11 protein-coding genes and 1 tRNA gene are annotated in these 8,727 nt (G+C 65.3%); 10 read left to right on the top strand and 2 right to left on the bottom strand.

The window, feature by feature from the left end:
* Nucleotides 1–176 precede the first annotated feature (176 nt).
* The 10 genes from P3W85_RS02760 (at nucleotide 177) to P3W85_RS02715 (ending at nucleotide 6,495) form a co-directional block, all read left to right on the top strand.
* Nucleotides 177–506: a c-type cytochrome gene (locus P3W85_RS02760; RefSeq protein WP_017228869.1), complete on the top strand. Its 330-nt coding sequence runs from the start codon at nucleotides 177–179 to the stop codon at nucleotides 504–506.
* Between the two features lie 145 nt (nucleotides 507–651).
* Nucleotides 652–1,110: a thiosulfate oxidation carrier protein SoxY gene (gene soxY, locus P3W85_RS02755; protein WP_035814431.1), complete on the top strand. Its 459-nt coding sequence runs from the start codon at nucleotides 652–654 to the stop codon at nucleotides 1,108–1,110.
* 72 nt (nucleotides 1,111–1,182) lie between these two features.
* Nucleotides 1,183–1,494 (top strand): thiosulfate oxidation carrier complex protein SoxZ, encoded by a 312-nt coding sequence (soxZ, locus tag P3W85_RS02750; RefSeq protein WP_017228871.1) that lies wholly within the window; start codon nucleotides 1,183–1,185, stop codon nucleotides 1,492–1,494.
* Nucleotides 1,495–1,615: 121 nt separating this feature from the next.
* Entirely contained in the window at nucleotides 1,616–2,071 is a 456-nt protein-coding gene (locus P3W85_RS02745) for a DsrE family protein (protein WP_017228872.1), read from the top strand.
* Between the two features lie 156 nt (nucleotides 2,072–2,227).
* Nucleotides 2,228–3,052: a sulfur oxidation c-type cytochrome SoxA gene (gene soxA / locus P3W85_RS02740; RefSeq protein ID WP_276263642.1), complete on the top strand. Its 825-nt coding sequence runs from the start codon at nucleotides 2,228–2,230 to the stop codon at nucleotides 3,050–3,052.
* A gap of 18 nt (nucleotides 3,053–3,070) precedes the next feature.
* On the top strand, nucleotides 3,071–3,757 hold the full coding sequence (gene soxX, locus P3W85_RS02735) for a sulfur oxidation c-type cytochrome SoxX (RefSeq protein ID WP_017228874.1): 687 nt from the start codon (nucleotides 3,071–3,073) through the stop codon (nucleotides 3,755–3,757).
* A gap of 24 nt (nucleotides 3,758–3,781) precedes the next feature.
* A complete protein-coding gene (locus P3W85_RS02730; protein ID WP_276263641.1) occupies nucleotides 3,782–4,294 on the top strand; it encodes a TlpA family protein disulfide reductase in 513 nt (170 codons plus the stop codon).
* 84 nt (nucleotides 4,295–4,378) lie between these two features.
* Complete coding sequence (soxB, locus tag P3W85_RS02725; RefSeq protein WP_276263640.1) at nucleotides 4,379–6,100, top strand: thiosulfohydrolase SoxB; 1,722 nt, start codon at nucleotides 4,379–4,381, stop codon at nucleotides 6,098–6,100.
* Between the two features lie 40 nt (nucleotides 6,101–6,140).
* Nucleotides 6,141–6,216, top strand: a tRNA-Ala gene (locus P3W85_RS02720).
* An 84-nt stretch (nucleotides 6,217–6,300) separates the two neighbouring features.
* Nucleotides 6,301–6,495 (top strand): hypothetical protein, encoded by a 195-nt coding sequence (locus P3W85_RS02715; protein WP_276263639.1) that lies wholly within the window; start codon nucleotides 6,301–6,303, stop codon nucleotides 6,493–6,495.
* Between the two features lie 99 nt (nucleotides 6,496–6,594).
* On the opposite strand, the gene P3W85_RS02710 is transcribed toward P3W85_RS02715, so the two are convergent.
* Nucleotides 6,595–7,164 carry an inclusion body family protein gene (locus P3W85_RS02710; protein WP_017228877.1) on the bottom strand — a complete coding sequence of 190 codons (570 nt, stop codon included), beginning with the start codon at nucleotides 7,162–7,164 and terminating at the stop codon, nucleotides 6,595–6,597.
* 523 nt (nucleotides 7,165–7,687) lie between these two features.
* Nucleotides 7,688–8,727, bottom strand: a 1,040-nt coding sequence (locus tag P3W85_RS02705) for a hypothetical protein (protein WP_276263638.1), incomplete at its 5' end; no start/stop codon positions are given.

The following is an 8,727-nucleotide window of genomic DNA, read 5'->3' as shown; positions in this document are numbered from 1 at the left end:
CGATTCCGACCTGCGCACCGTGGTGGGGTGGATTCTTGAGGCAAAATAGCGGACTGGCCGCCGCCATGCCCCGTGGCGCGGCCAGCGCGCCGCCGCGCCGGCGAGCCATCCGGCACGGCTGGCAGCGTGCGGCCTATCGCCGTCCCCACGGCTCTTCAAAGTTCGGAGCAATATCCATGAAGCAGTTTGTCATCGCAACGCTGATGCTGGCTTGCGCCGCCTCGGCCAACGCTGCGGTCGATGCCGCCAAGGCCCAGGAAATCGCCAACAAGAACGCCTGCATGGGCTGCCATCAGGTCGACAAGAAGCTGGTCGGCCCGGCCTACAAGGACGTCGCGGCGAAGTACAAGGGCGACAAGAACGCCCTGGCAACCCTGACCAAGAAGGTCAAGGGCGGCGGTTCGGGCGTATGGGGCCCGATCCCGATGCCGGCCAACGCAGGGTTGAGCGATGCCGACCTGAAGACGGTCGTGGAGTGGGTGCTGGCAGGCGCCCCGGCCAAGTAAGCCGCAGCCAGGGCAAGCCCTGCCCGGACCGGTTACGGCTTCGGGAAAACAGGGGCGGCCAAGCACCGCCCGCCGCCGTGCCTCCCCCGGGGCACGGCAGGCCAACGAACCAGGCCGGAACGGAAAACGCAGGAGAAAGGAAACCATGCATTCATCAAAACGACGTGACGTGCTGCGCATCACCTCCGTGCTCGCACTGATGGCCGCCACCGGCCTGATCGGCGAGGCGCAGGCCGCCGAGTGGAACAAGACCGCCTTCGACGGCAAGAGCGTGGCCGATGTCATCAAGGCGCTCGGCGGCAGCGGTACCGAGAAGAGCACCGCCATTGTCTTTACCGCCCCCGACATCGCCGAGAACGGCGCCGTGGTGCCGCTCGCGGTGACCAGCAATATCCCCGGCACCGAGCAGATCGCCATCCTGGTGGAAAAGAATCCCAATACGCTGGCAGCGGATTTCGCCATCCCGGCCGGCACCGAGCCCTTCGTCTCCACGCGTGTGAAGATGGGCCAGACCTCGATGGTGCACGCCGCCGTCAAGGCCGGCGGCAAATGGTATGTGGCGTCCAAGGAAATCAAGGTGACGCTGGGCGGCTGCGGCGGCTGATGCCCCGGCCCGCGCTTATCCACCAGGATTGATTTCCATCCCCCCGCACCATTACCCCAAAGAGGAAAGAACATGGCAGACCCGATGCGCGTACGTGCCGCCGAGAACGGCGGCGTGGTCGACGTCAAGATCCTGATGAAGCACGACATGGAAACCGGCCAGCGCAAGGATGCCGCCGGCAAGATCATCCCGGCCTGGCATATCCAGACCGTGACCGCGCAATGCAAGGGCAAGGACGTATTCCATGCCCAGTTCGGCCCGGCCGTATCCAAGGATCCCTTCCTGAACTTCAAGTTCAAGGGCGGCGCCAAGGGCGACAAGGTCACCGTGACCTGGGTCGACAACCGCGGCGACAAACGCACCGACGAAGCCACCATTTCCTGAGCGCGCCGGGCATGCCGGCCCGGCCGAGCGGCCGGCGGCATCCTCTGCTATGGTTCAGGTCGAATGTCGGGCCCGGGCCGGCGCATGTTGCGCGCGGGGGGCGTCCGGAAGGATAGGAATCATGCGGCGAGCATTTATTCGAGCAACGGCAGCCCTGGCGGCGATCGGCCTGTCGGCCAAGGCTGCGGCGCAGGCGGCACCCGCGGCGGCCGGCAAGGGCGGACGCGTCAAGGTGGTCTACCAGTTGTCGGAAGGCACGGACCAGGCGGTGCGCGCGATGGCGAACCTGCGCAACCACCTCAACGGCGCACCGGATACCAAGATCGTGGTGGTGGCGTTCGGCTACGGCGTGGACTTCCTGGTGGAAGGCGCGCGCGACGCGCGCGGCAACACCTTCGAAGCCGCCGTCGCAGCGCTCGGCAGCGCCGGGGTGGAGTTCCGCGCTTGCCGCAATACGCTGACGGCGCGCAAGATCCCCGAGTCCAGCCTGCTGATGGAGGCCAAGGTGGTGCCGGCCGGCGTGGTCGAGGTGGCCCGCCTGCAGTTCGATGAAGGCTACGCCTATATCAAGCCCTGAGCCGTGGCCGGCGCATGAGTCGCCACTGAAGCAACGAAGCAGCGAGCGCGCCACCGCATGCGGGGCGCAGTGCAACGGCAGGACCAGCAAGAAGACCGGCCCGGCCGGCCTGGCGCCACCTGGCGGCAGGCCACCGAAGCCCCGAGGAGAAGCCCCATGAAAACATCCAGACGCCGTTGCGCCGGCGCCGCGCTGGCCGTGGCCGGTACCCTGGCGCTTGCCGCCGCGGCGGCGCATGCCCAGGGCAGCACCGCCGAGGAGATCGCCAAGTACCGGCAGATGCTGGCCGAAGGCAATCCCGCCGAGCTGTGGGAAGCCGCCGGCGAGGAACTCTGGAAGAAGCCCGCCGGCCCGAAGAACGCTTCGCTCGAGCAGTGCGACCTGGGCAAGGGCCCGGGCGTCACCAAGGGCGCCTACGCCGAGCTGCCGCGCTTCTTCAAGGACACCGCGCGCGTGATGGACCTGGAGCAGCGCCTGGCCTACTGCCGCGTGACGCTGCAGGGGCTGACGCAGGAAGAGGCGCTGAAGCACCCCTTCGCCTCCACCGGCAAGCCATCGGATATCGAACGCCTGGTGGCCTTCCTGGCCGGCGAGTCGCGCGGGGTGAAGATGAACGTGGCGCTGAACCACCCCGAAGAAAAGCGCGTCTACGCCCTGGGCCAGAAGATGTTCTTCTACCGCGGCGGCGCCTACGACTTCGCCTGCGCCACCTGCCACGCCGTGGACGGCCAGCGCATCCGCCTGCAGGAGCTGCCCAACCTGCTGACCCCGCAGGGCGCGCAGGCCGCGTACACCACGTGGCCGGCCTATCGCGTCTCGCAGGGGGAGGTACGCTCGATGCAGCACCGCCTCTACGATTGCCTGCGCCAGCAGCGCTTTCCCGAGCCCGCCTACGGATCCGACGTGATCACCGCGCTGAGCCTGTTCCTGGCCAGGAACGCCAACGGCGGCACCTACGATGGTCCGGCCATGAAGCGCTGAGGCCAAGGGAGAGCAAAAATGATACAAGCGCACAGATACGCACAAGGCACGCTCGCCGCCGCCACCTTCGCCGTGCTGGCCGGCGTGGCCGGCACCGCCCACGCACAAGACAACGCCAGGCCGGCCGCGGCCGCGAAGCCAGCCAGGGTTGCGGCCGTCAGCGATGCCGACATGAAGCAGCTGATCGAAAGCTCCTTCACCTCCAAGGGCCCCGCCACGGTAGAAGGCGTGCTCGATCGCGACGCCATGCAGAAGGCCTGCAGCGACTACCCGGACCGTTCCAAGGTGCCCGCGGCGGTGGCGAAGAAGATAGAGGCCGCCGAACTGAGGCAGGTGAAATACCCGGCCGGCCAGCAATGGCTGGGCGACTGGAAGGAGGGCGAGAAGACCGCGCAGAACGGCCGCGGCATGCAGTTCTCCGACCCCGTCGGCGGCACCAACGGCGCCAACTGCTACGCCTGCCACCAGATGACCAAGGCCGAGATTTCCTTCGGAAATATCGGTCCCTCGCTCTACCAGTACGGCAAGCTGCGCGGCAATTCGGAAGCGGTGCTCAAGTACACCTGGGGCAAGATCTGGGACTCCAGCGCCTATGCCGCCTGCTCCAATATGCCGCGCTTCGGGCACAAGGGCATCCTCACCGAGCAGCAGATCCGCGACGTCATGGCGCTGCTGCTCGACCCGGCCTCGCCGGTCAACCAGTAAGGAACGGCGATGATGCCCGGTGGCATGGCGTGCCTCCTCGAGCGGAATCTGGCGCGCGCGCTGCTGCTTGCGGCGCTGGCCTGGAGCGGCGCCGCCGCGGCGCTGGAGGTCGGCGACACCGTGCGCCTGCCGCCGGTGCGGCTGCTGGATGGCAGCACCGCGACGCCGGCACAGTGGGCCGGCAAGCCGCTGGTGGTGGAGGTCTGGGCCTCGTGGTGTCCCTTCTGCGCGCTGCAGAACCCGCGGCTGCAGAAACTCTATGACAGCACTGGCGGCGCGCGCGGCAGACTGCAAGTGCTGGCCGTCAGCATCGACCGCGAGCCGAAGGACGCCGCCGCCTACATGGCGAAACGCGGCTACACCTTCCCCGCCGCCATGGACACGCCCGCGCTGCGCGCCGTGCTCGGCAAGCGCAAAGGGTTGCCCGAGCTGTACGTGATCGACGCCAACGGCAAGGTCGTGCAGAAGGAAGTCGGCGAGATGCTGGAAGAAGAAGTCGCGGCACTGGCGAAGTACGCCGGGCCGGCGCCGAAGTAGCCGTATCCGGCCAAGAGACGCTGGCCAAGAGACGCCGGGTCGCGGGTAAGCGGCACCGGCGCATGATATCCACAGGAAGAGACGATGAACCGACGCGAGTTCCTGCAGGTGCTGGCCGTTGCCGGCGCCGGCGGCATGACCTTTCCCGCCACCGACGCACAAGCCGCGCAGGCAGCCGGCAAGCTCTATGACGTACCGCGCTTCGGCAATGTGCACCTGCTGCATTTCACTGACTGCCACGCGCAACTGCGCCCGCTGTACTTCCGCGAGCCCAATGTCAATCTGGGCGTGGGCGGCTACGCCGGCAAGCCGCCCCACCTGGTCGGGCAGGCATTCCTGCGCCACTATGGCATCGCCCCCGGCAGCGCGCAGGCGCATGCCTTCACCTATCTCGACTTCACCGAAGCCGCGCGCCGCTACGGCAAGGTCGGCGGCTTCTCCCATCTCGCCACGCTGGTCAGGCAGATCAAGGCGGGCCGCCCCGGCGCGCTGCTGCTCGACGGCGGCGACACCTGGCAGGGCTCGGCCACGGCGCTGTGGACGCGCGGGCAGGATATGGTCGACGCGGCACTCGCGCTCGGCGTGGACGTGATGACGCCGCACTGGGAGATGACCCTCGGCGCCGAACGCGTCACCGAGATCGTCGAGCGCGACTTCAAGGGCAAGGTGGCCTTCCTCGCCCAGAACATCAAGACCAGCGACTTCGGCGATCCGGTCTTCGAGCCCTACGTGATCCGCGAGATGAACGGCGTGCCGGTGGCCATCATCGGCCAGGCCTTTCCCTACACGCCGATCGCCAACCCGCGCTACTTCACGCCCGACTGGACCTTCGGCATCCAGGAGGAAAACCTGCAACTGGTCATCGACCAGGCCCGCGGCAAAGGGGCGCAGGTGGTCGTGCTGCTGTCGCACAACGGCATGGACGTGGACCTGAAGCTGGCCTCGCGCGTGCGCGGGCTCGATGCCATCCTCGGCGGCCACACCCACGACGGCATGCCCGCCCCCGTGGCGGTGGCCAACGCCGGCGGCACCACGCTGGTGACCAATGCCGGCTCCAACGGCAAGTTCCTCGGCGTGCTGGACTTCGATGTCAAAGACGGCAGGATCCGCGACTTCCGCTACCGCCTGCTGCCGGTCTTCGCCAACTACCTCGCCGCCGATCCGGCCATGGACGCGCTGATCGCCAGGGTGCGCGCGCCGTACGAAAAACAACTGGGCGAAGTGCTCGCGCGCAACCGCGGCCTGCTGTACCGCCGCGGCAATTTCAACGGCACCTTCGACCAGTTGATCCTGGACGGGCTGATGGACGTGCAGGGCGCCGAGATCGCCTTCTCGCCCGGCTTCCGCTGGGGCACCACGCTGCTGCCCGGACAGGCCATCACCATGGAACACCTGATGGACCAGACCGCCATCACGTACCCCCACACCACCGTCACCGCCATGACTGGCGAGACCATCAAGACGATACTGGAAGACGTGGCGGACAACCTGTTCAACCCCGATCCCTACTACCAGCAAGGTGGTGACATGGTGCGTGTGGGCGGCTTGCAATACACCATCGACCCCACCGCCGGCATGGGGCGGCGCATCACCGACATGCGCCTCAAGGGCCGGCCCATCGACGCCGGCAAGAGCTACAAGGTGGCCGGCTGGGCACCCGTGGCGGAGGAAGCCCGGCATAGCGGCAGCCCGCCGGTCTGGGACCTGATGGCCCAGTGGCTGCGCGCCTCCGGCGAAGTCACCGCCAGGCCGCTGAACCTGCCGAAGGTGCATGGCATGGATGGCAACGCAGGCATCGCGACGTGATTGATGGCGCCGCAAAAACTGCGCTACAATCATTCGTCACGGGCCGATAGCTCAGCTGGGAGAGCGCTGCGTTCGCAATGCAGAGGTCGGGAGTTCGATCCTCCTTCGGTCCACCATGTTTCGGAAACCCAACCATACCCGGTTGGGTTTTTTTCTGCCCGGACGGCCAGTGTCGGCGCAGTTCCGGGGAGACCACGCCCATGACCTTTCGTCAGCACGCGCGGCAAGCCGGGAGCATGGCGTTGGCGGCCGCGGTTACGAAACTCGACATAGTGCCGACCGGCCGAAGGCGGCGGATCGGCGATCTGCGCAGACTGGGCAATCTGTGCCGCATCGGCAGTCCGGTGTTTCTCGCCGTTGCCGCGAAGTTCCCCTCGTTGCCATCCTCACGCTAATGGCGATCAGGAGCGCCAGCCTGGAGCGGTTTGATGGGACTGGCAAATAGATGCTATCGCCAGTCCCATCCATCACCCTTTGAAGAATCCGTCAGATTATTAAGCAACAACCACGGTCGGATCCCAGGTAACGTATCCAGCCAATACCTGATTTTCGTTATCGTCATCCACGGTAAATAGTGCGGCAGAAGCCCAGAAATTCTGTGCCGTGCCCTTGCTGGCTACCAGGGTGTCACACCTGGAAAAGCTCTCTGGAACAAATTTGAAAGGATAGCCGTTAGGCGACGTCGGTTGCGCGGCGCCTTGAAGCGTGATGACGTTGACAATCGGATTATTGAGAACGGAACCCCCTCCCGACAGGCTGTAGATAAAAGCCGCGCTATCCGAATTGCCGGAGGTACTGTTGCAGTAAAATGACAGGGTATCGTTAACGTGGGCATTCAGGGTTATGTTGCCGGGATCATTCCCGGTGGTCCAGCCGCGGGGGTCGTCGGAAACCATGTAGATGTTCGCATGCCCTATTGCCGTTGGTTTTGTCGGGTCCGTACTCAGACTGCCATAGGCAGCAATGATGGCATCGACGTTCATCGTCGTCATCACGTTGATGGTAAGGTGTTGGGATGCATCTGAAGCTTGCTTGCCTTTGGCTGGTGCATTGGCCTCTGCCATGATTTTCCCCTCTATTGCGCGCCTACTCTTTTTCCGGTTTTCGGCAACCCCGGCAAACTTCAAGATAAATTTTCGGTTAAATTAATTAAATATAATTACCGTTCCGGCAAAATAGAGCCGCTTCGCCAAAATAAAATCCGGCGACATTCTTTCCTGGCGGGCAATCGAAAAATCGAATTTCCAGAACGTAAAGATATCCTTCTCCCGTGCAACGGCTTGTAATGTAAAGCGCGCGGTATTCTTGGGCGTCTGGAGCGTGGATTTTCTTGCTACGATGTGGAGACTATGCCAGTGCATGCCTCATTGCAAATTCGCCGTTCTTATATCAGCCCTAACTATCAGGAATCGAGGCGATCTTTTCTATTGCGCGGGAACGATTATTCAACCGATCCCCCGGCTAGGGGGGTGAAACCAAATCCAGGATTTTCCGACGTACCCTGTGGCCACCACCCGTCAACCGGTCGCGGCAGGACACTGGCGAACTCCGAGCGGCGACGGGCTTAAGGTACCGCGCGCATGCCCCCTACCGGCACAGATCGGCAGCCGAAGGCGGCGCAGCCTTGCCGAGATCGAAGTCCCCCTCCCGCAGGCCCGTCGGCGTCAACGACACCCAGTGCAGTACCGTTGGCGAGCGCACCAGGCCGAGGTTGCCCTGGATGGTCCAGGGGACCGGCGACGGCTGGCTGCCGCGCAGTGCGATGGCATCGGCGGACAGCTTCAGATGCAGCAGGCGGCCGTCCTGGGCGGGGGTGAACGCCATGTTGCCGACCACCGTGATGCCGGCCTCGCGCACGCTGGCCGGCATGCAGGCCAGCGAGGCGCGCACCTTGCCGGCCGTATCCAGCAGATACGCGAAACCCTCGCCCGCATCGGTGGTGCCGACCACCAGGAAGCGGTCCAGGGCCGGGACATAGGCCACGCTGTAGGTGTAGTACTTCAGGCTCTGGTTCAGCACCTGCATGCCGGTCAGTGCACCATCGGCAGGCCGGTAGACTGCCGTCTTCAGCCTGGCGTGCGTCTCGCCGGGAATGAATTCCTGCCAGGCCAGCAAGGCAACCTCCTTCGCCCCGGCGATCAACGGCCACCACTCGCGCTTGTCGCGCGCCACATCGGTGCTGCGCCGCAGTTGGCCGTTGCCGTCATAGGTCTTGAGGTAGACGCCGTTGCCGGTGCCCAGGTTGTCCACGCCGCCGCCGTCGACCCAGTCGTCCGAGTAGAACACCACGAAGCTATTCCCTACCGGCGCGACGTGGCCGGAGTGCCCGCCGGACCAGACATCGACCGGATTGGCCTGCCGCGGCCGCAACGCCGTGTCGTACACGCCGTAGCGCTGGCTGACATTGTTGGCGGTATTCCAGCCATCCTCGAAGGTCAGCATGATGCGGCCGGCGTCATTCTGCGCTACCGACACCGGCTCCTGGGCTTCCTTCTCCGCGACCAGCAGCCGGGGCTTGCCCAGATTGGGCTGGGCCGCGCTCCATTCGGCGACGTAGATGTCGTGCGTCCAGTTGCGGTTGCGATCCGGACCGCGCGGCGGCAGGCCGGCGCTGCTGAAGAAGACGT

Origin of the sequence: Cupriavidus basilensis (assembly GCF_029335485.1) — a bacterium.
GTDB classification, from domain to species: Bacteria; Pseudomonadota; Gammaproteobacteria; order Burkholderiales; family Burkholderiaceae; genus Cupriavidus; species Cupriavidus basilensis_E.
Note: the sequence above shows the minus strand (reverse complement) of the source record. Positions and strands in the feature narration are given on the sequence as shown.

Excerpts from the sequence above, each read along its gene's own strand:
- P3W85_RS02760 (WP_017228869.1), top strand. The coding sequence starts at position 177 with ATGAAGCAGTTTGTCATCGCAACGCTGATGCTGGCTTGCGCCGCCTCG.
- soxY (WP_035814431.1), top strand. The coding sequence starts at position 652 with ATGCATTCATCAAAACGACGTGACGTGCTGCGCATCACCTCCGTGCTC.
- soxZ (WP_017228871.1), top strand. The coding sequence starts at position 1,183 with ATGGCAGACCCGATGCGCGTACGTGCCGCCGAGAACGGCGGCGTGGTC.
- P3W85_RS02745 (WP_017228872.1), top strand. The coding sequence starts at position 1,616 with ATGCGGCGAGCATTTATTCGAGCAACGGCAGCCCTGGCGGCGATCGGC.
- soxA (WP_276263642.1), top strand. The coding sequence starts at position 2,228 with ATGAAAACATCCAGACGCCGTTGCGCCGGCGCCGCGCTGGCCGTGGCC.
- soxX (WP_017228874.1), top strand. The coding sequence starts at position 3,071 with ATGATACAAGCGCACAGATACGCACAAGGCACGCTCGCCGCCGCCACC.
- P3W85_RS02730 (WP_276263641.1), top strand. The coding sequence starts at position 3,782 with ATGGCGTGCCTCCTCGAGCGGAATCTGGCGCGCGCGCTGCTGCTTGCG.
- soxB (WP_276263640.1), top strand. The coding sequence starts at position 4,379 with ATGAACCGACGCGAGTTCCTGCAGGTGCTGGCCGTTGCCGGCGCCGGC.
- P3W85_RS02715 (WP_276263639.1), top strand. The coding sequence starts at position 6,301 with ATGACCTTTCGTCAGCACGCGCGGCAAGCCGGGAGCATGGCGTTGGCG.
- P3W85_RS02710 (WP_017228877.1), bottom strand. The coding sequence starts at position 7,164 with ATGGCAGAGGCCAATGCACCAGCCAAAGGCAAGCAAGCTTCAGATGCA.